The sequence below is a fragment of the Kribbella sp. NPDC104218 genome (genome assembly GCF_055584105.1).
This window is the reverse complement of record NZ_JBVJMQ010000003.1, coordinates 1,221,756-1,248,515: the sequence shown is the minus strand read 5'-3', so window position 1 is coordinate 1,248,515 and position 26,760 is coordinate 1,221,756. Positions and strand designations below refer to the sequence as shown.

Annotated in this window: 17 protein-coding genes; 12 read left to right on the top strand and 5 right to left on the bottom strand. The window is 67.1% G+C overall.

Annotation, left to right across the window (positions count from 1 at the left end; translation table 11 throughout):
• The first annotated feature begins 280 nt into the window (after window positions 1-280).
• The 5 genes from ACZ6ZD_RS30505 to ACZ6ZD_RS30485 all read left to right on the top strand — a co-directional run bounded on the left by ACZ6ZD_RS30505 (window position 281) and on the right by ACZ6ZD_RS30485 (window position 12,478).
• Window positions 281-3,748: a LamG-like jellyroll fold domain-containing protein gene (locus tag ACZ6ZD_RS30505; RefSeq protein ID WP_465677364.1), complete on the top strand. Its 3,468-nt coding sequence runs from the start codon at window positions 281-283 to the stop codon at window positions 3,746-3,748.
• 12 nt (window positions 3,749-3,760) lie between these two features.
• Window positions 3,761-10,546 (top strand): polymorphic toxin-type HINT domain-containing protein, encoded by a 6,786-nt coding sequence (locus tag ACZ6ZD_RS30500; RefSeq protein ID WP_465677363.1) that lies wholly within the window; start codon window positions 3,761-3,763, stop codon window positions 10,544-10,546.
• A gap of 59 nt (window positions 10,547-10,605) precedes the next feature.
• On the top strand, window positions 10,606-10,899 hold the full coding sequence (locus ACZ6ZD_RS30495; RefSeq protein ID WP_465677362.1) for a hypothetical protein: 294 nt from the start codon (window positions 10,606-10,608) through the stop codon (window positions 10,897-10,899).
• An 851-nt stretch (window positions 10,900-11,750) separates the two neighbouring features.
• Window positions 11,751-12,065 (top strand): hypothetical protein, encoded by a 315-nt coding sequence (locus tag ACZ6ZD_RS30490; RefSeq protein ID WP_465677361.1) that lies wholly within the window; start codon window positions 11,751-11,753, stop codon window positions 12,063-12,065.
• Window positions 12,066-12,091: 26 nt separating this feature from the next.
• Window positions 12,092-12,478: a hypothetical protein gene (locus tag ACZ6ZD_RS30485; protein ID WP_465677360.1), complete on the top strand. Its 387-nt coding sequence runs from the start codon at window positions 12,092-12,094 to the stop codon at window positions 12,476-12,478.
• A 164-nt stretch (window positions 12,479-12,642) separates the two neighbouring features.
• On the opposite strand, the gene ACZ6ZD_RS30480 is transcribed toward ACZ6ZD_RS30485, so the two are convergent.
• Window positions 12,643-13,143: a DUF402 domain-containing protein gene (locus ACZ6ZD_RS30480; protein WP_465677359.1), complete on the bottom strand. Its 501-nt coding sequence runs from the start codon at window positions 13,141-13,143 to the stop codon at window positions 12,643-12,645.
• A 148-nt stretch (window positions 13,144-13,291) separates the two neighbouring features.
• On the opposite strand from ACZ6ZD_RS30480, the gene dxs reads away from it, so the two are divergent.
• From dxs to ACZ6ZD_RS30460, 4 genes are all read left to right on the top strand, one after another.
• On the top strand, window positions 13,292-15,178 hold the full coding sequence (gene dxs / locus ACZ6ZD_RS30475; RefSeq protein WP_465677358.1) for a 1-deoxy-D-xylulose-5-phosphate synthase: 1,887 nt from the start codon (window positions 13,292-13,294) through the stop codon (window positions 15,176-15,178).
• Window positions 15,179-15,290: 112 nt separating this feature from the next.
• On the top strand, window positions 15,291-16,625 hold the full coding sequence (locus ACZ6ZD_RS30470; RefSeq protein ID WP_465677357.1) for a gluzincin family metallopeptidase: 1,335 nt from the start codon (window positions 15,291-15,293) through the stop codon (window positions 16,623-16,625).
• 193 nt (window positions 16,626-16,818) lie between these two features.
• Window positions 16,819-18,066, top strand: coding sequence for a hypothetical protein (locus ACZ6ZD_RS30465; protein ID WP_465677356.1), 1,248 nt, complete (start codon window positions 16,819-16,821; stop codon window positions 18,064-18,066).
• Window positions 18,067-18,152: 86 nt separating this feature from the next.
• A complete protein-coding gene (locus tag ACZ6ZD_RS30460; protein ID WP_465677355.1) occupies window positions 18,153-19,634 on the top strand; it encodes an amino acid permease in 1,482 nt (493 codons plus the stop codon).
• A 49-nt stretch (window positions 19,635-19,683) separates the two neighbouring features.
• Here ACZ6ZD_RS30460 and ACZ6ZD_RS30455 read toward each other — a convergent pair whose 3' ends face one another.
• Both ACZ6ZD_RS30455 and ACZ6ZD_RS30450 read right to left on the bottom strand, forming a co-directional pair.
• Window positions 19,684-21,795, bottom strand: a complete 2,112-nt coding sequence (locus ACZ6ZD_RS30455) for a 3-hydroxyacyl-CoA dehydrogenase NAD-binding domain-containing protein (RefSeq protein WP_465677354.1) — start codon at window positions 21,793-21,795, stop codon at window positions 19,684-19,686.
• Window positions 21,792-22,991 carry a thiolase family protein gene (locus ACZ6ZD_RS30450; RefSeq protein WP_465677353.1) on the bottom strand — a complete coding sequence of 400 codons (1,200 nt, stop codon included), beginning with the start codon at window positions 22,989-22,991 and terminating at the stop codon, window positions 21,792-21,794. The genes ACZ6ZD_RS30455 and ACZ6ZD_RS30450 overlap by 4 nt, the downstream gene beginning before the upstream one ends.
• A 133-nt stretch (window positions 22,992-23,124) precedes the next feature.
• Here ACZ6ZD_RS30450 and ACZ6ZD_RS30445 point away from each other — a divergent pair, with 133 nt between their 5' ends.
• From ACZ6ZD_RS30445 to ACZ6ZD_RS30435, 3 genes are all read left to right on the top strand, one after another.
• Window positions 23,125-23,793 (top strand): hypothetical protein, encoded by a 669-nt coding sequence (locus ACZ6ZD_RS30445; RefSeq protein ID WP_465677352.1) that lies wholly within the window; start codon window positions 23,125-23,127, stop codon window positions 23,791-23,793.
• Entirely contained in the window at window positions 23,790-24,278 is a 489-nt protein-coding gene (locus tag ACZ6ZD_RS30440; protein WP_465677351.1) for a glutathione peroxidase, read from the top strand. The genes ACZ6ZD_RS30445 and ACZ6ZD_RS30440 overlap by 4 nt, the downstream gene beginning before the upstream one ends.
• Before the next feature lie 62 nt (window positions 24,279-24,340).
• Window positions 24,341-24,823: a VOC family protein gene (locus tag ACZ6ZD_RS30435; RefSeq protein ID WP_465677350.1), complete on the top strand. Its 483-nt coding sequence runs from the start codon at window positions 24,341-24,343 to the stop codon at window positions 24,821-24,823.
• A gap of 5 nt (window positions 24,824-24,828) precedes the next feature.
• On the opposite strand, the gene ACZ6ZD_RS30430 is transcribed toward ACZ6ZD_RS30435, so the two are convergent.
• Window positions 24,829-26,091, bottom strand: coding sequence for an HRDC domain-containing protein (locus ACZ6ZD_RS30430; protein WP_465677349.1), 1,263 nt, complete (start codon window positions 26,089-26,091; stop codon window positions 24,829-24,831).
• Window positions 26,088-26,690 carry a DUF3000 domain-containing protein gene (locus tag ACZ6ZD_RS30425; RefSeq protein ID WP_465677348.1) on the bottom strand — a complete coding sequence of 201 codons (603 nt, stop codon included), beginning with the start codon at window positions 26,688-26,690 and terminating at the stop codon, window positions 26,088-26,090. Before ACZ6ZD_RS30425 ends, ACZ6ZD_RS30430 begins: the two co-directional genes overlap by 4 nt.
• Window positions 26,691-26,760: the final 70 nt, after the last annotated feature.

Sequence of the window (26,760 nt, the reverse complement as noted above, 5' to 3'; positions counted from 1 at the left end):
CCAACCCACCCCAACGCCGTCCCGGCCCCACCGGGACGGCGTTGCCACTTCCTGCAACTTCCTGGACACAAAGCGCCACCATCAGGCAGGATGCCCGCTGTTTGAGCTGCCTCGGGGGAGGACCGACGATCCCAACTTGTATGGGTCGTTTGTATGAGTTGTCGCTGTTCGTGACAGCTCGCAGGGCTCAGAGTTAGCACTTCGGGACAGAACCAACAGTGGGGTGGGGAACGTGAGGCGGGGATCTCGAGTCGCTTCGGCATGCCGAAGCGCAGTAGCAGTGCTGGCGGCCGCAGCCGTCCTGACAACCAATCTGCATGCGACGCCGGCCACCGCCGCGCCACCACCGATCCCCAAGGTCGGCCGCGATGCCGCCGAAGCCGCCCGCTTCGCCGCCGCGAGCAACGCGCCGGTCGAGATCGCCGACCGCACGACCGAGACCTCCCAAACCTTCGCCAACCCGGACGGCACGCTGACGGCCGAGATGTCGAACGAGCCGGTCCGCGTCAAGCAGGCCGGCGGCTGGCGCGCAGTCGACGCCACCCTGGAATTTCGTCCGGACGGCTCAGTCGGTCCGAAGGCGGCTGTCTCGCGCATCAGCCTCTCCGGAGGCGGGGCGGGGCCGATCGGCAAGATCGGCCTCAAGCAGGGCAACTGGACGCTGAGATCACCTTGGACACTTCCTCGTCCGGTGTTGTCGGGTAGCACCGCGACGTACGCGGAGATTGCTCAGGGGGTCGATCTCGTGGTCGACGCGACTGTCCAAGGCTTCAGCTACAACCTGGTTGTCAAGACGCGTGAAGCGGCGTCGAACCCAGCGCTGAAGTCGATTCACTTCCCCGTGACGACCGAAGGTCTTTCACTGCGTGCCGACCGAGACGGCGGACCCGCGTACGTGTTCGACGACGGCAAGCTGGCCCTGACAGCCGGGGACGCGATCATGTGGGACGCGGCACGGCAGACGTCCCAAGGAAAGCAAGCCGTGGCAGCCCGTAGCTCGGCCGACCTGGTCGAAGACGGTCCCGCGGGTGCGCATACCGCCGAGATGGAGCTGAGGGGTGACAGCAACGGCCTGACGATGATCCCCGATGCGGACCTTCTCACCGCATCGACGACTGTCTATCCGGTTGTTTTGGACCCGCCAACGACGACCGTCGACCGGAATGCCTGGGCCGCTGCTTGGGAGCTGTACCCGACGACGTCGTTCTACAAGACCACTCACAGTCTCGGGGTCGGTTACGAGGACTACGAACAACACAAGATCGTTCGCTCCTTCTTCCAGTTCGACACCCGCGGCTTCCGTGGCAAGAAGATCATCGCCGCGACCCTGCAGAACTACGAGACGCACTCGGCGAGCTGCGCAAAGCGCCAGGTCACTTTGACCCGCACAACGACGATCACCGACCGTACGACGTGGAACAACCAGCCGGCCGTGCAGCACACCGTCACGACCCAGAGCTTTGCGCACGGATACAACTCGTCCTGTCCTGATGCGTACGTCGAGTTTCCCGTGACCAGCTCACTGGTCGACACCGCCGCCAAGGGCTACGCCAACACGACTTTCCGCCTCGCAGCCACGAACGAGAAGGACGGCAGCGCCTGGAAGCAGTTCAGCTCGTACGGCAAGCTCCGCGTGACCTACGCGACGCCCCCGGACGTACCGCGTCAGCTCGGTCTGACCGATCCCGCCGTCGGCTGTGACGATGCGAGTTCACCGACCAGCGTGGGGTCGATCAACCTTCAGTTCGCCGTCGAGCCGATCCTGCAAGGACGCATCAATGAGCAGAACGCACAGCTCATGGCGGACCTCTGGATCTACAGCAGCACAGGCAATGTCCATCGGCACGAGCAGCGCGGTCCAGCCAGTCCAGGGACGGTCCACAAGTTCTCCTTCCCCAACACGCTGCCGACACACTTCAGCGATGGCGCGACCTATCACTACCGAGCGCGATCGGTGTACAAGCTTCCGGATGGAGCAGAGCTCTACTCCGCCTATACGGCGTGGTGCTACTTCCGGGTCGACAGGTTCGGGCCCCCGGCTCCGATCGTCACGGCGAAATACGGCACCGTCGATGTGCCGAACTGCACGGACAAGCCGGAGTGCCAGCAGATCGCGCCGTTCAATGCTCCGATCACCTTCTCCGTGAAGGGGACGGCCGCAGATGTTGTTCGCCACGAGTACTGGTGGGAAGGGCAAGCCGGCCGCGGTTCCATCCAGGCTCACACCGGGACGAAAGCGCTCATACCTCCACGTGAGGGAGTCAACAAGCTGACTGTCCAGAGTTTCGATCCGGCCGGGCATGCAAGTAAGGACTTGACCGTTTACAAGCTGGCCGTCCAGAACGCGCCGCTGATCGGCGACTGGTCGTTCGACGACGGCAGTGGGACAACCGCGGCCGACGGCGCGGCACCCGCTCACCCACTGAGTGTGCATGGAGGCGGCGCCTTCGATGACGCGGGCAGAGACGGCAAGTCCATTCGCCTGGACGGTGTCGATGACTACGCCGAAACGCCGACGACCGTGGTCGACACCTCGAAGAGCTTTACGGTGTCCGCCTGGGCGCGACTGTGGACGGCGTCCGATGCGACCGTCCTCAGCGCCGCCGGGAATCTGGCCAGCGCTTTCGATCTGTCGTACTCGGCCGCAGCGAATCGTTGGGTGTTCCAGCGCGCCACGACCGACGTGTTGTCTCCGGCGGTCGTCAAGACGACATCCAACGAGCCGGCCGTTCTCGGCGCTTGGACGCATCTGGTCGGTGTCTACGACGCCGTGGACGGCAAGCTACGGCTGTACGTGAACGGCCGGCTGCAGACGCAGGGAAACGTTGCGTTCCCCGCCGACAAGGCCTGGAAGGCAGCGGGCCCGCTGAGTGTCGGTCGTGGTCAGTTCAACGACGTCTTCAAGAACTGGTTCTCGGGGTCGATCGATCGCGTTCAGATCTGGCAGACCGCGCTGAACTCTCAGAAGGCGATGGCGCTGACCGACCTTCGGCGAGATGGCGACGAGGTTGTCGTCGGCCGTGCGGCGCACTGGCCGTTGGACGGCGCTGCCAGGGGCTCAGATCAGATCTGGCGCACCAGTGAATCGGTCTACGGCGCGAACATGGTCATGGGAGGGTTCGGCGCCGGCGGCGATCAGTCCGCCTCGTTCATCCAGGACGACGAGCGTGGCGCGGTTCTGCGGTTCTCCGGTTCGGCTGAGGAAGCGCTGTCACTCCCAAGGCCAGTTGTCGACGCAGGCACGACATTCTCGGTTGCCGTCTGGGTCAAACTGGCCGACGCCACGAAGCCTGCTGTGATTGCCCGTCAAGCAGGCACCGACCGCGACGCATGGCGCCTGGAGTGGAAGCCGGTTGATGCCTTCGAAGGTACCTGGGTCTTCACTCGCGGGTCCGGCGGTGAGGAGGCGGTGGCGAGAGCCGCCCAGGACAACGACGCGGTCACATCCGACTGGCAACTCCTCATCGCAACGTACAACCCTAACCAGGGCGGGTCATCGAACCAGGCGGCGCCCGGCATGATCGGGCTGACAGTGAACTCGAATCAGCAGCCAGGCTCCCTCGTGCCGTACCCGGCGTCCTCTCCTGACCGAGTGGGCAGCACAGTCGTCGGCAAGGGCCGCGGCGCTGACACAGCCTTCGCCGGCCTCGTCGACGACATCCGGGTGTACGTCGGCCCGCTGGTCGACAACGCGATCTGCAGAGAGTTCCCAGACATCAGTGTCCCCGCCTGCCCGTCCGCAGGTTGACAGGAGAGCAACATGGCGAACCGATTCAACGCGCTGACCGCGATGGCAGCTGCCACCGTGCTGCTGGCAGCGGGGCTTGCAGGGCACGATAGCGGCGCCGAAGCCAGCGCTTCGACGTCCGTCCTCCCGCCGACACCGCCGCGGCACGACGCCAAGGTCGAGCAGATGGACCTGGCGGCAGCCAAGAAGTCCGAGGCCGAGCGGACCGAGGCCGAACGTCCGGCTCCTGCCCCGGCTCCGGCCGTCTGGCCCGCTCCGGGTGAGTCGATCGTCCAGCTGGCCGGCCCTCGTAGGGCGGCCGCGGAGTCGGCCGTCCGCCTGACACCGCCGATCACACGGACGAAGTCGGCGGCGACAACTGCCTCGGCAGCACGCGTTCGCGTGCTCGACCGGGCACGAGCTGAGGCTGCTGACGTCTCCGGCTTCCTCTTGACGGTCAGCCGAGCCGACGGAATGAAGGGCAACGCCCCGGCTCAACTGACAGTGGACTACGCCGAGTTCGCGGAAGCTGTCGGAGGTAGTTGGGGCGCTCGTCTCGAGTTGGTGTCGTTGCCACACTGCGCCCTGACGACGCCGGACAAGCCAGGCTGTTTGAAGGCGACGCCGGTTGGCTCGGTCAACAACAATGAGGGTAAGACGGTCTCCGCGCCTGTCACACTCAGCGGTGAAGAGCGGGTCATGGCGGTCACGGCGGCGCAGGCCTCGGGGAACGGGGACTACGGCGCAACGTCGCTGAGTCCCGCGTCGACATGGTCGGCGGGGCGCAACAGCGGTGACTTCACCTGGAACTACCCGCTGCGGGTGCCGCCGGCACCCGCAGGCCCGGCGCCGAGCCTCTCGATCGACTACTCGGCTCAGTCCGTCGATGGAACGACTGCGGCCACCAACAGCCAGCCGTCGTGGATCGGCGAAGGATTCAGCCTCAGCGAGTCGTACATCGAACGCAAGTACGCGACCTGTGAAGACGATGGACAGGCCGGCAAGTTCGACTTGTGCTGGAAATACGACAACGCCACTCTCGTCCTCAACGGTCAGGGGAGTGAGCTTGTCAAGGACACGACGGGCTGGCGGCTGAAGAACGACGACGGCTCGAAGGTCGCTCGGATCGTCACCTCGACGGGTGCGGACGGCGACGAGAAGGAGCAATGGGTCGTCACGACGCTCGACGGCACGAAGTACCACTTCGGTGTCGAGAAGGTCGTTCCCGGTGCCAACGCACCCGTGACGAACTCGGTCTGGACAGTCCCGGTCGCAGGCAACAACAGCGGCGAGCCCTGTCATAAAGCGACCTTCGCCGAATCGTTCTGCGACAACCAGGAATGGCGCTGGAACCTGGATTATGTGGAGGACCCACGCGGCAACGCGATGTCGTTGTGGTACGCCGAGGAGACGAACTACTACGCCAAGAACGGCGTGACGACCGGGACAGCGACCAAGAGCTACACCCGTGGCGGCTACCCGACGAAAATTCTCTATGGCCAGCGAGTAGGCGAGATGACCTCCTCCGCTCCGTTGCAGGTGCATTTCACGACGCAGGAGCGGTGTACCGATAACTGCTCGACGCTGAACAACACGACCAAGGCCAACTGGCCGGATGTTCCCTTCGACCAGATCTGTGCAGCCGGCGCGACGTGTACCAAGACCGGCCCGTCGTTCTTTTCCCGCCGAAGGCTGGACCAGATCACAACGCAGGTCCGAAAGGGGAACGAGTACCAGAACGTAGACCAATGGAAGTTGGCGCACTCCTTCCCGCAGCCGGGTGACAGCATGTCTGGCAAGGCGTTGTGGCTCGCTTCGATCACTCGCTCGGGGGTCGCACCCGGATCGTCCACGGCGACTCCGCTGAAGGTGAGCTTCGGCGGTTTCACCCTGCCGAACCGGGTCGACTCGGATGCTGACGGCATCTCACCGCTGAGTAAGTACCGGGTCGACAAGATCTGGACCGAGACCGGCGCGAAGGTCACGGTCAACTACGCCGAGCCGGAATGCAAGCTGGGCAACATGCCCGCCTCGGCGGCGAGTAATGCGATGCGCTGCTATCCGGTGCACTGGCAGCCGCCTCAGTCGGCGCCGAAAGACGATTGGTTCCATCGGCACGTCGTCTCGCAAGTTCGGGTCGAAGACGTGACTGGTGGCGCAGACGCGGTGGTGACGAACTACTCGTACGGCGGGGGAGGTGCTTGGCACTATCAGGAGAACGCCCTCGTTCCCGCGAAGGAACGCAACTGGTCGGAGTGGCGGGGCTTTCGAACCGTCACCACCAGCTCCGGTGACCCACTGGCGACCGGTCCTCGATCGCGCACAGTCACGTCGTACTTCCGGGGTATGAACGGAGACCGCGCCGGTGTGACGGGAGGAACGAAGTCCGTCTCCGTCCCGGATACTCAAAACGGCACCAGAGTGGACAAGGCGCCGTTGGCCGGACTGGTCCGTGAAGCGATCAACTACGCCGCGAGCGACAGCAACACCGTGGTGACAAGCTCGCTGACCGACTACTGGATTCAGGAGACCGCGGTTCAGACGACCGATAGCGCGGCCGGCATCGTTCGCCGCGCGAACCTGGTCAAGCCGTCGATCGTAACTGCGCGGACCAAGCGGGACGGCGGGCGGCCAGATCTGGTGCACACCGCCGTGACAACGTTCGATCCCGACACGGGTCTTCCGGTCACCTCGGAGGACCAAGGTGACGAGGGGGAGGTGGACGAGACATGCAGCGTCACGTCCTACGCCAAGAACGCGACCATGCGGGGCTACGTGTCCCGGGTCGTCTCGTCGAAAGGCAAGTGCGATGCCGAATCGGCGAACCCTCCGGAGAGCAGGCTGATCGGCGATCAGCGGAGCTTGTACGACGGCCAGGCGTTCGGCGTCGCTCCGACGAAGGGCAATCTGACCGCGAAACAGCGCGTCGGCAGCTACTCGTCGGCAGGCGTACCGAGTTATCAGACGACGGTGACGACGACGTACGACGCCCTCGGCCGCTCCAAGTCGTCGACCGATGCGCTGGGACGCACGTCAACGACGAACTACGTGCCTGCTGGGGCCGGCGCTCTGGAAGAGATGGTCGCGACGTCGCCTCCGCTGGTTGCGAGTAATCCGGACAGCGGCTTCAAGGCAACGACGCGCTATCGGCCGGAATGGGGCCTCAAGACACAGACGATCGACCCCAACGGCAAGATCACCGATCTCGACTACGACTCGCTCGGGCGCCTGACGGCGGTCTGGCTTCCGAACCAGTCGAAGGCGGACAAGAAGCTCCCGAACATGCGGTACACCTACGCGATCTCGCCGTCGGTTCCGTCGTACGTACGCACTGACGACCTGAATATCAACGCGGACGGATATCTGTCCGGCTTCGTCATCTACGACTCGCTGCTGCGCAGCCGCCAGACACAGGCAGTTGCTCCGAACGGCGGACGTCTGATCAGCGAAACGAAGTACAACACCCGCGGTCTGCCTGTTGTGGAGAACAAGGATCTGTGGAACTCGTCAGGTCCTTCGGGCACGCTGGCGCGAATTCTGGACACCGAGGTTCCGAACCAGACGATTCTGACCTATGACGGCATGGGCCGTCAGACGGAGTCGACGTTCGCGGTCTCGGCGCAGCCGCGGTGGTCGACGCGGACGCTGTACGGCGGTGACACGATCACCACCTTGCCGCCGAGTGGGAAGCCTGCGACCGCAGAAGTCAAGGATGCGCGTGGTCGGGTGATCGAGCGCCGCGAGTACGACGGCCCAACCGTCACTCCTGGCTTCATCCCGAGCAAGTACACCTATGACGCCGCTGGGCAGCTGGCACAGATGACCACCGCTGGAGCGACGTGGTCCTTCGACTACGACCTACTCGGGCGGAAGACAGCCTCGACGGACCCGGACTCCGGGACGACCTCGTACGAATACGACGCGGCCGATCGACTGGTCGCGGTTGCGAACGCGAACCAGAAGAAGCTGATCACCAGCTACGACGTCCTGGATCGTAAGACGGCCGTACACGAAGGGAACAAGACCGATCCTGGCCTCCGGCTCAGCTGGGACTACGATCGAGCGGGTAATCTCGGCCAGCTGTATCAGAGCAACCGTTACCCGACGGGCAAGGCCGGTCCGGTCTACAGATCGCGGGTCAGCCAGCGCAACGTGCTCTACAAGCCGACGCTGATGTCCCTGATCATCCCGGACGCGGAAGGTTCCGAGCTGGCTGGGACCTACTCGACCACAACGGAGTACCTGCCTGACGCCGAGTCGGTCTCGTGGACTCAGATTCCAGGTGGCGGTTCACTCGGCTCCGAGGTGCTCACCTTCACCTACAACAACCTCGCGCAGCCGGTCTCGATGAAGAGCGGTAACGCCGTCTACGTGAACAGCGTCAGTTACACCGCGCACGGCGATCCGGAACGCTACGACCTGGGCTCGCTGAACAACATGCCCATCTCGAACAGCTTCGAGGTGGGTACCAGACGCCTGCTGAACAGCTCGTCCGGCGTTGGGCAGTTCGCTGCCAACCACCTCTACTCCTACGATCCGGCCGGCAACCTGCTGAAGGACGACAACAAGGTCGGCGGTGACGCACAGTGCTACAAGTACGACGGGCACGCCCGTCTGATCGACGCCTGGTCTCCGGGCGACGCCAACTGCGCGGCGGCGCCGTCGACTGCCGGTCTCGGTGGCCCCGCACCGTACTGGCAGTCCTGGACCTACTCCGCGGGTGGTCTTCGCCTGACTCAGACGGACCACACCTCAGCTGGGGACACCAAACAGACCTACGGCTACGGCTCGACGCAGCCGCACGCGCTCAAGTCGGTGACGACCATCGGCGCGGTCCCGAAGCCAACGACGTCCTACGCCTACGATTCCGCGGGTAACACGACGACGCGGCCGGACCCCTCGAGCGGCGTCCAAGCTCTGACCTGGAACGCCGAGAACAAGCTGGCAAAGCTCGAGAACGTCGCCGGCGACACGTCGTACGTCTATGACGCCGACGGCAACCTCATCCTGCGCAAGAGCCCAGACGAGACCGTCCTGTACGTGGGCTCTCTGGAGATCACCCACGACAAGACGAACAACGCCCTGAGCTCGCGACGCGAGTACGCCATCAACGGCCAGACCGTCGCGGTCAGGTCCAGCGCCACCGAACTGGACTGGTTGATCCCCGACCATCACGGTACGTCCAGCGTCGCTGTCGACTCGAAGACCCTGATCGCGACGAAGCGGTACACAACCCCGTTCGGCGAGCGCCGCGGCGCCGAACCCGTCGCCTGGCCCGACGACCACGGCTTCCTGGGCAAACCAGAAGACGACAACACCGGCCTGACCCACATCGGAGCCCGCGAGTACGACCCCGGCATCGGCCGCTTCATCAGCGTCGATCCCTTGATGGACCCGACCGACCCCCACCAGATGCTCGGCTACACCTACGGCAACAACAACCCGCCCACCATCTCCGACCCCACCGGCCTGATCAACCAGGACCACGGCGGTCATGGCCCCAGTACCGGCGGTGGTGGCGGCGGTGGTGGAGGTGGAGGTGGCGGTGGAGGTGGAGGTGGCGGTGGAGGTGGAGGTGGTAAGGGAGGCGGTACCAACCAAGGCGGTGGTGGAGGCGACGACGGTGGTGGTGGCAACGACAGCACCAACACCAGCCGCAAGGGCCGCTGGGACAGCACCATCGACTACGTCACCAAGAAATTCGACAGAAGTCGAACCCCGAGCGGAGATGTCGGCCAAGGCATCATTCTCGCTGCCCTGGAGTCGGCCCGCGGCACCACCCAACTGGCCCAGCAGGCCTGGGCTTGCGCAGGCTTCGACCGAAACTCCTGCGGCGTCACCACCCAGGATCTCGGAATCTTTGCCAGAGACCCCAATGCCGCAATCGGCAAAGGCGCCATCGCCTCCGCCAAGTCAACCTTCGAGCCGGTCAAGGATGACGTAGCCGCAGGAAACATCAACCGCGCCGTCGGCCGCGCCCTCGAGTTCCCCCTGGAACTCCTCGTCGGAACCAAGGGCGCCGGCGCCCTTGGCAAGCTGTTGAAACCAAGGTCGAAGACCAAGGCATCCGGCGCCTGCAGCTTCGCCGGCGCAACTGCTGTCCTGATGGCCGACGGCACCCACAAGCCGATCAAGGACATCAAACCCGGCGACTTGGTCCTGGCCACCAATCCCAAGACCGGCGAACGAGCCGCGAAGACCGTCCTGCAGACCTGGGCTCACGACGATACGCTCACCGACCTCGTAGTAGTCGGCGGCAAGGTCTCCACCACCGAAGATCACCCGTTCTGGTCCGTCACCGATGCCCGCTTCGAACGCGCAGACGAACTGGCACCAGGTGAGCTGCTCCTCGGGGCGGATGGCCGCGCAGTGCGAGTGTCGGGACTTGTGCCGCGTGCTTCAGTACAGGCGAGGGCCCATAACCTGACTGTGGCGGACATTCACACGTACTATGTGGTGGCCGGCAACTCGCCGGTACTCGTCCACAATACAAATTGCGTTGATGCGATGCTGGACGATACGTCGGAAGCCTACGTTCGAGGTAAACACGTAGTTGGCGGAAGTAACGTCACGTCCAGTAAGAGTGTCTTCAATTCCAATGTCGATCTTGACCACCTGGTTGATGCTGCAAATCGATGCAAGTGTCACGGTCCGAACCGCAACGGAAATTTTGAACGTGATGTCAATGCGGAAGGCGTGATTGGCCGTCTGTCAGCAGATGCCGGTGGGTTGCCAACGACCTGGTATCGCGTCGTTCAAGACAAGTATGGCGGAGTGGTAACGATGCATCCAATCCCACAGCCGGCGGTGCCGAGGTGAGTGGTGGAGGGTCGTTGTGGTCCGTGCGGGACGAGGCTGTGAGGACGGAAGGAGTTCCAATGGGTCTCGATGTATACGTTGAAGATCAGAACCATCGTAGGGAACGCATGAGTCAGGAAGTCGGCGTGTGCTTCGAGTCGATACTGCCGCATGTTGGCGTTGAAACGCTTCTGGCGGGCGTCCATCTCCACGGTGATACAATGTTCAATTCTCCCCAGCTGGATCGCATTATCAATGAGATTGATGTCTTGGTTGAGCAAGGCGTCGGCGATCGGGGTGACCTGGACAAGCTGAGGTCAATACTTGACACGGTGGTCAGGAGTAGGGGTTATTTATGGATCTCCGGTGATTGATTGGCTTGCGGCAAGGTGCGATCCCATCGAGGTCCTGGGCGGCGGTTGGTGTGACGAGAGTCTTGCCTCCTGCCGCCCGCATCAAAGCAGCTGAATCGCAGGTTCTGCGAGGAGGGTGACGCGGACTGTCGCACGTCGTCGCAGGCGGTGTTCTCGCGGTTGGCGGCTCGGGTTGCCCGTTGTCGGGGCAAAGATCGATTGGCGAAAGCTGGCTCGTGGTGGCCTCTTTCGAGGGGCATGTGGACGTCGTGGATCGGCTTGGACTTCGATGATATTCCGTCCGCGAGGGAGGCATTGCAAGAGCTTGGTGAATCTATTATGAGAAACGGACTCCGTGAAGGCGGATTCGCGGTCTGCTGTATCAAGGGAAATGGTAGCGCTGTCCTTCGAACAGCTTTAAAATAGAGATAGTTTTTGATGCAAGACAAGCCATTCTGGATGCTGGAGACTCGGGACGAGCTTGCGGTGGTGCGGGCGATACTTGTTCGCAGGTTTCCAGCTGAGTACCGGTTGTTTGCTGCGAGTCTCGAAAGTGTTGATCCTCTTGATATCGTCTATCCAGGTAACCCTGGGGAATATGATGATGTCGTACGGGAAATGCTGGTGCTGGCTGCCGCGACTGCCTGGTCCGCCCGGGCTGTTGATCGCGGGCGTGTTGGGGATCTCGTCAGGATCAGTCTCGAGCGATGCTTCGAGGAGCGCGCGGATGAGTCCAGTGTGTGGCGGGTGGTCGATCTTATTCTTCAGGGTAGGGGGGCCCTTGAGGGTGGAAGGTCGGCGACGTGATGAGGGCGAAAGTTGCAGCTACTGTGACTCGCAGCGGAGTCATCTTGCGGCTGACGGAGACGCAGATGCAGTTGGTCGGTGAAGCGCTCAGGTTTCAGGCGGATCGCTCGGACGGTGATGGCCGCTCGACTGTGCGCCTCGGCGTTGATCGTGCAGGTGTTGCCCGGATAATGAAGAAGGTTGCCGGGGCAAATTCAGAGTTTCAGCTCGAAGAGGTGCACGTGCTGTTCGCGGCTCTGGTGACTGGTCCGGTGATGATGCCTTCTGAAGAGGCGTTCTATGAACGAGTTGGCTTCTTCAGGGAAGATTCGTTTGCGCTGGCTATCGGTTTGATGAACGCTATCGGGGAAGCGTTTGGCGCGGACGCTGGAAGCGTCTAGGTGGTCGAATGCGGGGTGGGGAGAGCTTGGGTGATCTTCGGGAGGATGAGTTGCCCTTGAGTGAGCCGTTTTGGGGCCAGTTGGACGCCGGGGAGATGGCGGTGGTCCAGAGGGTGTTGCGGCGGCGGTTTCCGCAGGCTTATGCGGCTCTGGTGGCTAGTCTGAATGAATCGGATCCGCTGGATGTGATTTATCCAGGGTATGACGATGAATATTCCGATGTGGTTCGGGAGGCGCTCGTTCTGCTGGCTCCTGTGCGGGGGGAGCTGGCGAGGGTTCGTGACGAGGAGTTGCGGCGTCTGATGGTTGAGGCGCTGGCTCGATGCTTCGGTGAGGAAGCGGATGAAGTGCGGGTGGATCGCCTGGTTGGGCTACTCCGGGTGCCTTCGGGTGCGGCGGAGGGGGCGGAGTGAGGGCTGGGGGCTGTTTCGTCGGGGGTTGCAGGAAGGTGCAAGTTTGCTGGGTGGGGTGGATTGTGTACTGAGGGTGGTTGAGGATGGGGGATCGCGGTTTTGCCGCGGGTTGATCGGCCCGCGTCGGCTCAGGGGGGCTCCTAGCCGGCGGGGGCCGGTTGCTGTTAGAGGGACTTGAGGGCTGTTAGGTAGGGCTGGTAGGCGGTGGTGAAGGGTTCGGCGGTGGTGATGGTGGCGGCCAGGTGGGTGCAGGTGGTGCGGGCGGTGGCTACTACTTGGGGTGGGTAGGCGTACTGCAGGCGGTGGGCTTCGAATTCGTCTTCGTCCATGACGCGGACGGTGCCGTCGCGGAGGAGGCGGATGTCGAGGTCGAGGTCGACGAGGGTGACGGTGCCGACGCCGAATTCGGGGGGCATGGTGATGTCGCAGTAGATGCGGGTGGGGTGGGGGGTGTCGTTGAAGAGGGCGGACCACCATTGGCCGCGGGGGAAGAGGCGGACCCGGTGGTGGTCGACGGTGATCCAGGTGCCGTCGGCGCGGCGGGCGCGCTGGCCGGGCAGGGAGCCGACCCAGAGGCCGTGTTCGTCTTCGCCGAGATGGACGGCCTCCATGAGGCGGTGCGGGGCGCCGTCGTACTTGGTGAACAGTGTCGTCACCTGCTGCATGCGGTCACTGTAGGGGAGACCCCGAACTAATCACCGTCAGTGAGCGTCTCAGGAAGTGAGATTCTTGGCACGCCCCGGCCGGGTTCGGTTTCGCGGGAGCGGATGCATAGACTCAAGCATTCGAGGACGACCTGGTGGGAGGAGCTCGATGCGCGTGCTGGAGACGGTCGGCGGGCCGGCTGATCTGAAGAAGCTGACCCCTCAGCAGCTCACCGATCTGGCGGCGGAGATCCGCGACGTGCTGGTCGAGACCGTGTCGCGGACCGGCGGTCACCTGGGTCCGAACCTGGGCATGGTGGAGATCACCCTCGCGATGCACCGGGTCTTCGAGTCGCCGCGGGACCGGCTCGTGTTCGACACCGGGCACCAGACGTACGTGCACAAACTGCTGACCGGGCGGGCGCCGAAGTTCGACACGCTGCGTCAGCAGGGCGGTCTGAGCGGGTACCCGAGCCAGGCCGAGTCCGAGCACGACCTGGTCGAGAACAGCCACGCCTCGACGTCCCTGTCGTACGCCGACGGTCTCGCCAAGGCCTACAAGATCCGCAAGGAGGACCGGCACGTCGTCGCGCTGATCGGCGACGGCGGGCTCACCGGCGGGATGGCCTGGGAGGCGCTGAACAACATCGCCGCGGCCGACGACCTCAAGCTGGTCGTGATCGTGAACGACAACGGGCGCTCGTACAGCCCGACCGTCGGCGGCCTGGCGACGCATCTGACCAGCCTGCGCACCAACCCGCGGTACGAGAAGATCCTCGACCTGATCAAGAAGAACCTCGGCCGGACGCCGTACGTCGGCCCGCCGATGTACGAGGTGCTGCACGGGGTGAAGAAGGGCCTCAAGGACATGCTCGCCCCGCAGGGCATGTTCGAGGATCTCGGCCTCAAGTACGTCGGCCCGGTCGACGGCCACGACCGGCAGGCGATGGAGGACGCGCTGCGCAGCGCGAAGGCGTTCGGCGGGCCGGTCATCGTGCACGCCGTCACCCAGAAGGGCTTCGGGTACGCCGCCGCCGAGCAGGACGAGGAGGACAACTTCCACCAGGTCCGCCCGGCCAGCAAACCGCGCGGCTGGACGGACGTCTTCGCCGACGAGCTGGTCCGGATCGGGCACCGGCGTCCGGATGTGGTCGCCATCACCGCCGCGATGCTGCACCCGACCGGTCTGCACCAGTTCGCCCAGGCCTTCCCGGAGCGGACGTTCGACGTCGGGATCGCCGAGCAGCACGCGGTCACCAGCGCGGCCGGCCTCGCGATGGGCGGTCTGCACCCGGTCGTCGGCCTGTACGCGACCTTCCTGAACCGCGCCTTCGACCAGCTCCTGCTGGACGTCGCGCTGCACAAGTGCGGCGTCACCTTCGTCCTCGACCGCGCGGGCGTCACCGGGGACGACGGCGCCAGCCACAACGGCATGTGGGACATGTCGATCCTGCAGGTCGTCCCGACGCTGCGGCTGGCCGCTCCGCGGGACAGCACGCGGCTGGTCGAGCTGCTGAACGAGGCGGTCGACGTGAGCGACGCCCCGACCGTACTGCGGTACGCGAAGGGCGAGGTGTTCCCGGATATCGACCCGATCGACCGGGTCGGCGGCCTCGACGTCCTGCACCGCTCGGGGACCGACGTCCTGCTGGTCGGGATCGGCTCGATGGCGGCGACCGCGATGGACGTCGCCGACCGGTTGCAGGCCCAGGGGATCGGGGTGACCGTGGTCGACCCGCGCTGGGTGAAGCCGGTCGACCCGAAGCTGGCCGAGCTGGCGCCGAAGTTCAAGCTGGTCGTCACTGTCGAGGACAACGGGCGGGCCGGCGGCTGCGGCGCGATGATCGCTCAGGCGCTGCGCGACGCGGGTGTCGATACGCCGGTGCGTGACTTCGGCATCCCGCAGCAGTTCTTGGAGCATGCGAAACGTGCGGCGGTCCTGCAGGAGATCGGCCTCACCGGGCAGCAGATCGCCCGTGACGTCATCGAGGCCGTCGCCCAGGTCCAAGGGGCGATCGATGAGCCGGCGCCGGTCAATCGGCCGGCAGGCGCCTGAGGCGGCGGGTCTGACCCGCGCGCGCGGCCGAGCCGCGGCGCGCGGGGAGAAAGGCGTGGGGAGCGCGCCGCCGGTCGCGGGGTGGCGGGGCTTGGGCTGGGGGCGTTGCTGAGTGGGGCGGCATGCGGCGCCGGCTCGGCGGCGGCGGAAGGGGCGGGCGCGGACGCCGGTTTGGCCGTTCTTGGTGTCGTTGGTGCTGGTGGCGGCGGCTGTGGCGGGTGGGCTGGCGTTGCATCGGTCGACGGAGCGGACGGCGGTGGGGGAGCAGGCGCCGAAGGGGCCGACGATTGATCTGGCGGCGCGGGCGGCGGCTGTCGACAAGGTGCTGAAGCGGCGGGCTCAGGCGGTGCTGAGTGCGGACCGGAGTGCGTTCCTGGCGGATGTGGATCCGGCGAACTCGGCGCTGATGCAGCGGCAGCGGACGCTGTACGACAACCTGCGGCAGTTCGGGTTCGGGCGGCTCGCGTACCACCAGCTCAGCCAGCAGTACGACGACGCCGTCAGTCGCAAGTACGGCCCGTCGACGTACCTGGTCGCGGTCGCGATGACCTACCAGATCCGCGGGATCGACAGCGTCCCGGTGCGCGCGATGCTCGGCTACACCTTCAGCCAGCGCGCGGCCGGCCACTGGGTGCTCGTCTCCGACAGCGACCTCGACAAGCGCTTGCCCAGGGGTTCGCACCAGGAGGCCTGGGACACCGGCGAGGTGCTCGTCAAACGCGCTCCACGGGTCCTTGTGGTCGTGGAGAAGGGCGAGCAGCAGCTGGCGGCCAAGCTGGTCCGGATGGCGACCAGCGCGGTCAAGGCGGTCAGCAAGAGCTGGCCCGGCGGCTGGACCGGCGCGGGCGTGGTGATCGCGCTCGACGACAAGGTCGTGCGCGGCGCCGACTACACCGTCCCGCAGAACGCCGAGGACGCGCTCGCGATGGCGACCTGGGTCTACCGCACCCTGCCCGGCGAGACCACCGGCGGCGGCGAGCGCGCCGACTCCTACGTCGTGATCAACCCGCGCAATCGCTCGAAGGTCGACCAGCGCACGCTCGCCCACGAGTTCACCCACGTCGCGACCGCGTCGTACGGCGCCGCGGCCCCGCGCTGGCTGGTCGAGGGCGCGGCGACGTACGTCGAGTTCCTCCCGATGGACGGCGCCGAGGACCTCGCCCTGGGCAAGTACCGCCAGCAGGTCCGGACGAAGTACCTGGCCAAGGCGAAGAGCCTGCCCCCGGACGCCGGCTTCTTCCAGACCGCCGACAGCTCGTACCCGCTGTCGTGGCTGGCGGTCGACTACCTCTTCGACCGGTTCGGCGGTACCGAGGTCGCCACGCTCTACCTCGAGCTGGCCAGCCTGGGCACCACCCAGGCCGAGCGGGACCGGATCATGATCGAGCACGTCGGCCTCGACGAGGCCAGTTTGTTCCGGGCCCTGAAAGCCGCCGCCGCGTCCTGACCGGCGTGTCGGTGGTGAAGTCCGCCGAACCGAGTAAGGTGGCCGGGCTGTGACAGACGGGTACTCGGAGGAACGACCCGACGTGAGTGCGACCATCCCTAGCGCCCCGCCGCCAGGCGCTCCGGCTGGCCCCCGCCGTTGGCTGGGGTTGCTGCTGGCGGTAGCACTCGTGTCCGGCGGCGTGGTGTACGCCGTGGACGCGCGCACCGACGACGCCGAAACCCGGCGCGCCGCGATCCCGGCGACCCCGGGCGACGGGCCGAAGACGCCGTCCAAGGCCGGGCAGGCGCTGATCGCCCGGCGGGTGGCCGTCGACTCGATCCTGATCCGGCGCGCGCAGGCCGTACAGACCCGCGATCTCAAACTCTTCCTGCGCGACCTCGACCCGTCGAACAAGACGCTGGTCGCCCAGCAGAAGGTCCTGTTCGCGAACCTGGTCGACATCGGGTTCACCGAGCTGGGCTACAGCCAGGCCGAGGAGCGCTTCTCCTCGGAGATCATGAAACGCCGCGGCCGCACGGTCTACCTGGTCCGGGTGCTGATGCGCTACCAGATCCCCAAGGTGGACGTCGCCCCGGTCACCACCGAGCTCGGCTACACGTTCATCAACCGGGCCGGCCGCTGGGTGCTCGCCGATGACGACGACCTGGACAAGGACCTCGGCCCGGGCGCGCACCGCGAGGCCTGGGACCTCGGCCGGATCGACGTCGTCCGCGGCCCGCGGGCGCTGGTCGTGGTGGAGAAGGGCGACGCCGCGCGCGGCCGCGCGATCCTGGGCGAGGCGGCCGAGAGCCTGCAGGAGGTCGCGGACTACTGGCCGCGGCGCTGGCGCGGCGCGGTGCTGATCATCGCGCTCGACGAGACCGAGGTCCGCGACGCCCGGTTCGCCGACGAGGACATCGAGTCGGCGGCCAGCGCGGGCTCGACGTTCTCCTCGCTGCCCGGTCAGGACACCGCCGACGGTACGGTCGCCGGCGCGTACATCGTGATCAACCCGTCCGAGCGCCCGCGCGTCGACGAGATCCTGCTGTCGCACGAGATCACCCACGTCGCGACCGCCGACCTCGGCGGGTACGAGCCGCTGTGGCTGGCCGAGGGCGCCGCGGAGTACGTGTCCTGGCGCGGGATCGAGGCGATCAGCGGCCCGGAGGGCGTGGCCGAGTGGGAGCAGGAGGTGATCGACGACGCCCTGCCGACGCTGCAGTCGTTGCCGACCGACCTCGGTTTCTACGACAGCTCCGCCGACGTGTACGGCGTCAGCTGGCTCGCCGTCCGCTTCCTGGTGCAGCGGATCGGCCTGGACGGCGTCGAGGAGCTGTACGACGACATGGCGCGACACGGCATCGATCAAGTGTCGCGCGACCGCATCCTGCTCAGCCGCAGCGGTCTCACCGAGGTCACGTTATGGACGTCATTACGGACTTACCGGCCGCGACGCTGAGTGCCGAATTGACCTCGCGCGGTCAGACAGGCAGGCTCGGAGGGTTCCGTCCTGTCTTGAAATAAGACGCAGTCGAGGAGGCGCAGATGAGCATTGTGCGGAAGAAGACGATCGAGCAATCGATCGCGGACACCGACGAGCCGGAGTACCAGCTCAAGAAACGCCTCACCGCCCTGGACCTCACGGTCTTCGGCATCGGCGTCATCATCGGCGCCGGGATCTTCACCCTGACCGGGCGCGCCGCGAAGGCGTACGCCGGCCCTGGTATCGCCCTGTCGTTCGTGCTGGCCGCCGTCTGTTGCGCGCTGGCCGCGCTCTGCTACGCCGAGTTCTCGTCGACCGTCCCGGTGTCGGGTTCGGCGTACACGTTCTCGTACTTCTCCCTCGGTGAGATCTTTGCCTGGATCATCGGCTGGGACCTGCTGCTCGAGCTGATGCTCGGGGCAAGTGTCGTGGCGCAGGGCTGGTCGACGTACGCCGCTCTGTTCCTGGAACAGATCGGCTTGAGCTGGCCCGAGTCGATCGGGCCGGACAGCGATGTGAACCTGCTGGCGATGCTGCTGGTCCTGGTGCTGACGACGCTGGCGACGATCGGTATCAAGGAGTCGCTGCGGGTCAACCTGGTGCTCGTCGCGGTCAAGCTGTTCGTCGTGCTGTTCGTGATCGTGGCCGGCCTGTTCTACATCAAGGGTGAGAACCTGACGCCGTTCATCCCGCCGAGCGTGCCGGCCGAGGGCGGCGACGTGACGATCACGACGCCGCTGTTCCAGGCGCTGTTCGGGGTCGAGCCGTCGACCTTCGGCGTGATGGGCCTGATCTCGGGCGCGTCGCTGGTGTTCTTCGCGTTCATCGGGTTCGACGTGGTCGCGACCACCGCCGAGGAGGCGAAGAACCCGCAGCGCGACCTGCCGCGCGGCATCATCGGCTCGCTGGCGATCTGCACCGTGCTCTACGTGCTGGTCTGCATCGTCATCACCGGCATGGTGAAGTACACCGATATCAACGGCGAGGCTGCGCTGGCCGAGGCGTTCCGCTCGGTCGGCCGCGGCGGGTTCGCGACGCTGATCTCCGCCGGCGCGGTGGCCGGTCTGACGACCGTCGTCCTGACGCTGATGATCGGCGCCGCGCGCGTCGTGTTCGCGATGAGCCGCGACCACCTGATGCCCAAGCAGCTCGGCAAGACGCACCCGAAGTGGGGTACGCCGTACCGGCTCACGATCGGCATCGGCGTCCTGGTCGCGATCGTGGCCGGCGTGACGCCGATCGGCAAACTCGAGGAGATGGTGAACATCGGCACGCTGGCGGCGTTCACGCTGGTGTCGATCGCCGTCCCGCTGCTGCGGAAGAGCCGGCCGGACGTCGAGCGTTCGTTCCGGGTGCCGTGGAGCCCGGTGATCCCGATCCTCGCCGCGGCGATCTGCATCTACCTGATGCTGAACCTGTCGATCGAGACCTGGCTGCGGTTCGGTATCTGGATGCTGCTCGGCGTCGTGATCTACGCGGTCTACGGCTACCGGCGCAGCCGCGTCGGTGTCGAGGAGCGCACCGGCGAGCAGACGAAGGCGTAGCGAAGTACAGCGATTGAGGGGTGGGCTCGGAGCCCACCCCTCACGTACGTCAGGCCAGGCTTGCGATGCCCTTGGGGAGGAAGCGCGCGCCGTTGACCTTCTCGGCGATACCGGACCGGTCCAGGTACGGCGTGATGCCGCCCAGGTGGAACGGCCAGCCGGCGCCGAGCAGGAGGCAGAGGTCGATGTCCTGGGCCTCGGCCACGACGCCCTCGGCGAGCATGATGTGGATCTCCTCGGCGAGGGCCGTCAGCACCCGGGTGCGGAGCTCGTCCGGGGTGGAGGGCTGGTCGCCGACGGTGACGAGGGCCTCGACGTCGGGGTCGACGACGGGTTTGCCCTCGGGCCAGACGTAGAAGGACTGCTTGCCGGCGGCAACCACCTTCGCGAGGTTGGCGGAGACGGCGAACCGGTCGGGATAAGCGCGGTTCATGGTCTCGGCGACATGCAGGGCGACCGGGAGGCCGACCAGCTGGAGCAGGACGAAGGGCGGCATCGGCAGGCCGAGGGCGGACAGCGCCTTGTCGGCCTCGGGGATGGGCGTGCCTTCGTCGACGGCGGCCGAGACCTCGCCGAGGAAGCGGGTGAGTAGCCGGTTGACGACGAACGCGGGAGCGTCCTTCACCAGCACACACGACTTCTTCAGCTTCTTGCCGACCGCGAACGCGGTGGCCAGCGTCGCGTCGTCGGTCTGGCCGGCGCGGATGATCTCCAGCAGCGGCAGCACGGCGACCGGGTTGAAGCAGTGGAAGCCGACCACCCGCTCGGGGTGCTCCAGATCCGCGGCCATGTCGGTGATCGACAGGGACGACGTGTTGGTCGCGAGGATCGCGTCCGGCCGGATGATCTTCTCCAGGTCGGCGAAGATCGTCTTCTTCAGCTGCAGCTCCTCGAAGACGGCCTCGATCACGAAGTCGGCGTCGGCGAAGACCGAGCGGTCGACCGAGCCGGTGACGAGCGCCTTCAGCTGGTTCGCCTTGTCGGCGCGCAGCCGGCCCTTGCCGAGCAGCTTGTCGATCTCACCGTGGACGTACCCGACGCCGCGGTCGACCCGCTCCTGATCGAGATCGGTCAGGACGACGGGCACCTCCAGCCGGCGCGCGAACAGCAGCGCCAGCTGACCGGCCATCAGCCCCGCGCCGACGACGCCGACCTTGGCCACCGGCCGGGCCAGCGACTTGTCCGGCGCGCCGGCCGGCCGCTTGGCCCGCTTGTTCACCAGGTCGAACGCGTACAGACCCGAGCGCAGCTCCTCGCTCATGATCAGGTCGGCGAGCGCCCCGTCCTCGGCCGCGAACCCGCGGTCGCGGTCGTTGTCCTTCGCCGCCGCGATCAGCTCGAGCGCCCGGTACGGCGCCGGCGCCGCACCGCTCACCTTCACATCGGCGAACGCCTTGCCCCGGGCGACCGCCGCGTCCCACGCCTCGCCGCGGTCGATCTCCGGACGCTCGACGACGACCTCGCCGGTGAGTACCTTCGAGGCCCAGATCAGCGACTGCTCCAGGAAGTCGGCCGACTCCAGCAGGACGTCGCCGATCCCGAGCTTGACCGCCTCCGGGCCGCTGAGCATCTTGTTCTGGTTCAGCGCGTTCTCGACGACGACCTTCACGGCGTGGTCCGCGCCGATCAGGTTCGGCAGCAGGAAGTTGCCGCCCCAGCCCGGCAGCAGCCCGAGGAACACCTCGGGCGTCGACAGCATCCCGGCCGCGACCGAGACCGTCCGGTACGACGCGTGCAGCGCGACCTCGAGCCCGCCGCCGAGCGCGACGCCGTTGACGAACGCGAACGACGGCTTGCCGCCGTCGACCAGCTTGCGCAGGACGCCGTGGCCGATCTGGCCGAGCGCCAGCGCCTGGTCCCGGCCGGTCAGCTTCGGGACGCCGGTCAGGTCCGCGCCGGCGGCCAGGATGAACGGCTTGCCGGTGACGCCGATCGCGACGATCTCGTCCCGCGCGAGCGCGGCGTCGATCGCGGTGTTCAGCGAGCCCAGGCCCTTCGGCCCGAACGTGTTCGGCTTGGTGTGGTCGTGCCCGTTGTCGAGCGTGATCAGCGCCATCAGGCCGGCCTTGCCCGGCAGGACGACGTCCCGCGAGTGCGCGAGCGTGACGACCTCGTCGGTCGAGAGCTCCGAAGCGCTGTCGATCAGTTCCTGCAGGCTCATGCGGCCGCGCCTTCCCAGTTCGGGTTCTCCCAGATGACAGTTCCGCCCATGCCGAGGCCGACGCACATGGTGGTGAGGCCGTAGCGGACCTCGGGGCGCTGCTCGAACTGCGTGGCCAGCTGGTTCATCAGCCGGACGCCGGACGACGCGAGCGGGTGGCCGTAGGCGATCGCGCCGCCGTACGGGTTGACGCGCGGGTCGTCGTCCGCGATGCCGTAGTGCTCCAGGAACGCGAGCACCTGGACGGCGAACGCCTCATTGACCTCGAAGGCCTGGATGTCGTCGATGGTCAGCCCGGCCAGCTTGAGCGCCTTCTCGGTGGCCGGGATCGGGCCGACGCCCATCACCTCGGGCTCGACGCCGGCGAAACCGTACGAGACCAGCTTCATCTTCGGCGTCAGTCCCAGCTCGGCGGCCGTCTCGGCCGACGCGAGGACGCACGCGGTCGCGCCGTCGTTGATCCCCGCGGAGTTGCCCGCGGTCACCCGGCCGTGCGGCCGGAACGGCGTCTTCAGCTTGGCCAGGTCGTCGGCGGTGGTGCCCGGGCGCATCGGCTCGTCGGTGCTCGCGAGCCCCCAGCCCAGCTCGGCCGAGCGGGTCGCGACCGGCACCAGGCCCGGCTGGATCAGGTCGTTCGCGTAGGCCTTGGCGGCCTTCTCCTGCGAGGCGACGGCGTACGCGTCGGCGCGGTCCTTGGTGATCGAGGGGAACCGGTCGTGCAGGTTCTCCGCGGTCGAGCCCATCACCAGCGCGGAGGTGTCGACGAGCTTCTCGGAGATGATCCGCGGGTTCGGGTCGACGCCCTCGCCCATCGGGTGCCGGCCCATGTGCTCCACACCACCGGCCACGACGACGTCGTACGCGCCGAAGGCGATCCCGGCGGCGGTCGTGGTGACGGCCGTCATCGCGCCCGCGCACATCCGGTCGATGGCGTAGCCGGGCGTGGTCTGCGGCAGGCCGGCCAGCAGCGCGGCCGTGCGGCCGATGGTCAGGCCTTGGTCGCCGATCTGGGTGGTGGCCGCGATCGCGACCTCGTCCACCCGCTCGGGCGGCAGGTCCGGGTTGCGGCGCAGCAGCTCCCGGATGCACTTGATCACCAGGTCGTCGGCGCGGGTTTCGGCGTACTGGCCCTTGGCCTTGCCGAACGGGGTGCGAACGCCGTCGACGAACACGACATCGCGGATCTCACGGGGCACGAGAGCGCTCCTCGGGGTAGGGAAAGCTACCTAGATACTACCCACCGGTAACACAACTCCCGTACAGCGGCGCGTTGTGCGGCTCCTCACACAGGCGCATGCTGGTGGTCTCGCACTTCTCGGGAGCTGCGCCATGACCAACTTTGATCTTTCCGTCCCCGTTCTGAGCCGGGGGAAGCACCGGAATCCGCGTAAGGGCGCGTGCTTCATGGAGTTCGCCTCGTACCTGGCCGGAGAGCCCTGGTCGGACCATCCCGCCTGTACGAACGCGCTGCTGGCCGGCGTCGCGCGGGACGTCAACGACTGTACGACGGACGCCGGGCGGAGCCGGCTGGCGCCGCTGATCCCGTCCGTGATCGGGCTGACGCCGAACGACCCACACGTCGTCCCGCGGGTCACCGCGCGCTGCATCCAGCATGCGCTGCCGATCGTGTCGCAGGAGCGGCAGTACATCTTGGCCGTCGCGCTGATCGTGGGGGAGCGGGAGCTGGCGGCTCTCGACGGCCGCCCGCGCGACGAGCTGGAGCCTGCCTCCCAGGAGGCGCTCGAAGCCGTCCCGTCGGCGACCCGCTGGGCGCGCGCGTTCACGGCGCGATCCCATCGCGGTACGCCGGACTTCGCCCGCCGGACGGCGCCCCGCGCGGTCTCGTGCGCGGTCGAGGGCATCTCACAGGCCTGCGTGCGGAACCCGGACGAGCGGTTGTACGACCTGCTCTCGGACGCGATCGACGAGACGAAGGCCTGGATGCCGGAGCCGGTCCGGCCCGTCGTGACGCCGGAGGTCGTACGCTTCACCGCATGAGCCTGTATGACATCGAGTTGACCACGCTGACCGGTGCGCCGACGTCCCTCGGCGACTACAAGGGCAGGACTGTCCTGGTCGTGAACGTGGCGTCGAAGTGCGGCGCCACCCCGCAGTACACCGCCTTGGAGAACCTGCAGCAGCAGTACGAGGACCAGGGCTTCACCGTCCTCGGTGCTCCCTGCAACCAGTTCGGCGGCCAGGAGCCCGGGTCGGCCGAGGAGATCGCCTCGTTCTGCGCGACGACGTACGGCGTGACGTTCCCGATGCTGGACAAGCTCGAGGTCAACGGCGACAACCGGCACCCGCTGTTCGCCGAGCTGACGCTGACGCCGGACGCCGCGGGTGAGGCCGGCGACGTGAAGTGGAACTTCGAGAAGTTCCTCGTCAGCCCCGAGGGCACGGTCGCGGCCCGGTTCCGGACGCAGACCACTCCGGACTCGCCCGAGGTCGTCGCCGCGATCGAGACCCAGCTTTCCAAGTAGCGGACAGAAGCTGGCCGCTACTGCTCCTACCGTGGTGATCACCAACCACGAAGGAGCAGCACATGACGGTCTCGCCGATTCCCCCGGGCTACACCTCGATCACCCCCTGGATCCTCGGGAAGGACACCGCCGGGCTGATGAAGTTCCTCGGCGCCGCGTTCGGCGCCGAGGAGCTCTTCCCGGCCGTGATCGACGAGCGCGGCGTCATCGGGCACGCGGAGATGCGGATCGGCGACGCGGTCGTGATGATGTTCGACATGCCGGACTGGCCGCCGACGCCGGCGTTCCTGCGGCTGTACGTCGACGACGTCGCGGCCACTCTGCGGACCGCGGTCGCGGCCGGCGGCACCGTCGTCACCGAGCCGACCCACATGTTCTGGGGTGACGTCGTCGCGCGCGTCCACGACCCGTACGGCAACCTCTACTGGCTGCAGAGCCGGATCGAGCTCGTCGACGAGGACGAGCTGAACCGCCGCTACACCGATCCCAAGTTCATCGACGCGATGAACTACGTCCAGGGCGCGCTCTACAAACCCGAGGTCTGAGAGCGTCAGTCCAGCCGGGCGGCGGGCTCGGTGGCGATCGCGTCGGTGAGTACGTCGCCGGTCAGGGCGATCTGCCAGTCGCGGGCGTGATGGTCGCGCAGGAAGGCGGCGATCGTGGGCCGATCGGCATCGGCCGGCGGCGACCAGGCGAGGCGGCGGATCGTGTCGGGGGAGAGCAGGTTCTCGGTCGGGAGGCGGTGCGCCTCCGCGATCTCGGCGACGGCGGCGCGGGCGGCCGACAGGCGGGCGGCGGCGTCCGGGTCGCGGTCGGCCCAGGCGCGGGCCGGCGGCGGGCCGTCGTACCGGGGGCCTTGTTTCGGCAGCTCGGTGTCAGGCAGTCGGCGGGCGTGATCGATCGCCTCCCACCAGGTGCGCATGTGGCGGTGCGCGCCGCGGCCCTTGAAGGCGGTCAGCTTCTGCAGGGTGTCGCGGTCGGCCGGCATCGCGGCCGCGGCCTCGACGATGGCGGCGTCCGGCAGGATCCGGCCGGGGGAGATGTCGGCGGACTCCGCGATCTGGTCGCGGGCCTCCCACAACGCGCGGACGACGGCCAGGCTGCGGCGGTTGCGGACCCGGTGCATCCCGGACGTCCGGCGCCACGGATCCGGCTTCGGCTCGCGCGGCGGCGCGGACAGGATCGCGGCGAACTCCTGCTCGGCCCACTCCCACTTGCCTTCGCGGCGCAGCTCGCCCTCGATCGCGTCCCGCAGCTCGATCAGCATCTCGACGTCCAGCGCGGCGTACACCAGCCAGGGCGCGGGCAACGGGCGCGTCGACCAGTCGGCGGCCGAGTGCTCCTTGCGCATCCGGTAGCCGAGGACTTCGCTGACCAGCGAGGCCAGACCGACCTTCGGGTAGCCGAGCAGGCGGCCGGCCAGCTCGGTGTCGAAGATCCGCCGCGGCACCATGCCGACCTCGGCCAGGCAGGCCAGATCCTGGTTCGCGGCGTGGATGATCCACTCGGCGTCGACGATCGCGTCGCCGAGCGCGGACAGGTCGCCGAACGGGATCGGGTCGACCAGCGCCGACCCGGCGCCCTCGCGGCGCAGCTGCACCAGGTACGCGCGATGCGAGTAGCGGTAGCCGGAGGCGCGCTCGGCGTCGACGGCGACCGGGCCGCTACCGGCGCGGAACGCTTCGACGACCTCGGTCAGCGCGGGGTCGGTGTCGACGACCTCGGAGAGGCCGTCGCGGAGTTCGAGGAGCGGCAGGTTCGCGGTCGGATCTTCCGGGACGGGCGGCTGCTGCTGGGTGTCGGCCGGGCTCATCGGCCCCGCTGTCCGCGCCGGGTCGGCATCGCGACCACGCCCGGCGGCACCGGCGGCAACCCGGCCGCCGTACAGAGCACCTCGCCCCAGGCCTCGGCGTGCCGGGTCACGTCGACCAGGCCGCCGGCCCCGGGCACCGGGCTCCAGGACGCGCGGATCTCGATCTCCGCCGTCGCGTCGTCATCGGCCATCCCGCCGAAACTCTCCGATACCACCCGGGTGACGGTACCGCTCGGGGCCAGGTAGTCGGCGCCCCGGTCGGCCAGCGCCTCGATCAGCCAGGTCCAGCCCACGCCGCCGAGCAGCGCGTCGGTCACCATCTCCGGTTCGACGGCCGCACGCACGTACGCGACACAGCGGAAGGTCGACTGCCAGGCGTCGTTCCCGGCCGGGTCGTAGAGGACGACGAGCCGACCGGTGGCGACATCGTCGCCGTCGATCGTCACATCGGCGCTGACCGCGGCCGCGTGCGGAGCGATCCGCTGCGGCGCGGGCATCTCCTCGACGAAGACCTCGGGCCGGAACCGAGCTCCGCGCAACTGCGTCACGGCCTCGGCGAACTCCGCGGGTGGCGCGTCGACCTGCTTGCGGGCACCCATGCTTCGCAGCCTACGACTGATTACGCACCGGCGCTGCCCTCGACGCGCCGGTAACCGGACGCGAGGGTGC

Excerpts from the sequence above, each read along its gene's own strand:
- ACZ6ZD_RS30500 (WP_465677363.1), top strand. The coding sequence starts at position 3,761 with ATGGCGAACCGATTCAACGCGCTGACCGCGATGGCAGCTGCCACCGTG.
- ACZ6ZD_RS30495 (WP_465677362.1), top strand. The coding sequence starts at position 10,606 with ATGGGTCTCGATGTATACGTTGAAGATCAGAACCATCGTAGGGAACGC.
- ACZ6ZD_RS30490 (WP_465677361.1), top strand. The coding sequence starts at position 11,751 with ATGCAGTTGGTCGGTGAAGCGCTCAGGTTTCAGGCGGATCGCTCGGAC.
- ACZ6ZD_RS30480 (WP_465677359.1), bottom strand. The coding sequence starts at position 13,143 with ATGCAGCAGGTGACGACACTGTTCACCAAGTACGACGGCGCCCCGCAC.
- dxs (WP_465677358.1), top strand. The coding sequence starts at position 13,292 with ATGCGCGTGCTGGAGACGGTCGGCGGGCCGGCTGATCTGAAGAAGCTG.
- ACZ6ZD_RS30460 (WP_465677355.1), top strand. The coding sequence starts at position 18,153 with ATGAGCATTGTGCGGAAGAAGACGATCGAGCAATCGATCGCGGACACC.
- ACZ6ZD_RS30455 (WP_465677354.1), bottom strand. The coding sequence starts at position 21,795 with ATGAGCCTGCAGGAACTGATCGACAGCGCTTCGGAGCTCTCGACCGAC.
- ACZ6ZD_RS30445 (WP_465677352.1), top strand. The coding sequence starts at position 23,125 with ATGACCAACTTTGATCTTTCCGTCCCCGTTCTGAGCCGGGGGAAGCAC.
- ACZ6ZD_RS30440 (WP_465677351.1), top strand. The coding sequence starts at position 23,790 with ATGAGCCTGTATGACATCGAGTTGACCACGCTGACCGGTGCGCCGACG.
- ACZ6ZD_RS30435 (WP_465677350.1), top strand. The coding sequence starts at position 24,341 with ATGACGGTCTCGCCGATTCCCCCGGGCTACACCTCGATCACCCCCTGG.
- ACZ6ZD_RS30430 (WP_465677349.1), bottom strand. The coding sequence starts at position 26,091 with ATGAGCCCGGCCGACACCCAGCAGCAGCCGCCCGTCCCGGAAGATCCG.
- ACZ6ZD_RS30425 (WP_465677348.1), bottom strand. The coding sequence starts at position 26,690 with ATGGGTGCCCGCAAGCAGGTCGACGCGCCACCCGCGGAGTTCGCCGAG.